This window comes from Comamonas sp. (genome assembly GCF_036666375.1).
In the GTDB taxonomy this organism is placed as follows: Bacteria; Pseudomonadota; Gammaproteobacteria; order Burkholderiales; family Burkholderiaceae_C; genus Comamonas.
The window spans coordinates 1-1,090 of record NZ_JAVWWA010000210.1 but is presented as its reverse complement, the minus strand read 5'-3'; the positions used below and the strand labels follow the sequence as shown (position 1 = coordinate 1,090).

Genomic DNA, 1,090 nt, shown 5'->3' with positions numbered 1-1,090 from the left:
GACGATGACGACGCGCTGCCAGAAGGCCATGCCGACTTGCTGCAGCGCTGCATGGCGTCCGATGCGGCGGTGGTCTACACCAACGAGTTGCTGCGGCTGCAGGATGGCCGCGAGGTCGTGCGGCGCGCTGGCGCCTACTCGCGCGACCAGTACCGCCAGCGCACCACGCTGATCCACCACCTGGCGGTGTGCCGAACGGACGCGGCGCTGATGGCGATGCAGCGCATCCCGGCCGAAGGCTGCTGGGGCTTCGAGCCCATGCTGTTTGCCGAGGTCGCGCGCGATGGTGCGCAGTGGCTGGATGAGGTGGGCTACATCTGGAATGAGCGCTCAGGCGGCGGCCTGAGCCGTCACCCCAGCTTGCCGCGCGCGATGGTGCGCGCTGGTCAGTGGATCAACGGGAGGCGGGCATGGCATTGATACCTGAGTGGTTCTCGGTTCTCGAGCGGTTCTGGCCCGGTACCGCCGGCCCAGTGATGAAGCCGGGAAATTCCCTGTGTGACGTCTATGCGCGCGTGTCCGGAGCGGTGGGCGCAGTGTCCTGGACATGGGTGTGGGAGCCGCTTGACGCTGGAGACGCCCCCACTGTCTATCAGGGCGTGGGCCCGGTGGAGCTGGGGCAGAACCCTACGGCGCTCAACCAAGGATGGGACGCGCCAGCGCAATGGATGCCCAACGACGCGGCAAGCGTGGCCATTGTCAATTTTTCGTACTCGGGCGTGCTCTACCTCTATGCATTGCTCGACGGCGCGCCCTTGGAGGGTCGCCTGGTGCTCACCATCATGGGCCAGTACGAAGGCGACTCCTATCCCAACGTTTCCTTCAGCTATGAAGGTCCTGACCCAGGCGGTGAGGATGCCGAGTTCTGGGTCGACCACCGGAACACCTATGAAATTCCCTAAGTACGCGGCCGAGGCCCAAGGTGCGCTGCTGCAGGCGCAGGCGCTTGATGCCGACGCGCTGCGCCCCTACGCCGAGGTGCGCGACCGCGATCAGACCATCCAGAAGAAGGGTGAGTTTCTGTATGTGGAGGTGGACGAGCCCGCGGTCGAGTCCCTGCGCGTCGGCCCTTTCTGGCTGAGCATCGCCA

3 protein-coding genes are annotated in these 1,090 nt (G+C 65.7%); all 3 read left to right on the top strand.

Going from position 1 to position 1,090, the window contains the following annotated elements; all coding sequences use genetic code 11:
• A partial coding sequence (locus RR928_RS24660) for a hypothetical protein (protein WP_332684708.1) occupies positions 1-420 on the top strand: 420 nt, incomplete at its 5' end.
• Complete coding sequence (locus tag RR928_RS24655; RefSeq protein ID WP_332684706.1) at positions 411-902, top strand: hypothetical protein; 492 nt, start codon at positions 411-413, stop codon at positions 900-902. The genes RR928_RS24660 and RR928_RS24655, both read left to right, overlap by 10 nt.
• Positions 889-1,090 (top strand): hypothetical protein (locus RR928_RS24650; protein ID WP_332684704.1); only part of this gene is annotated, 202 nt, incomplete at its 3' end. The genes RR928_RS24655 and RR928_RS24650, both read left to right, overlap by 14 nt.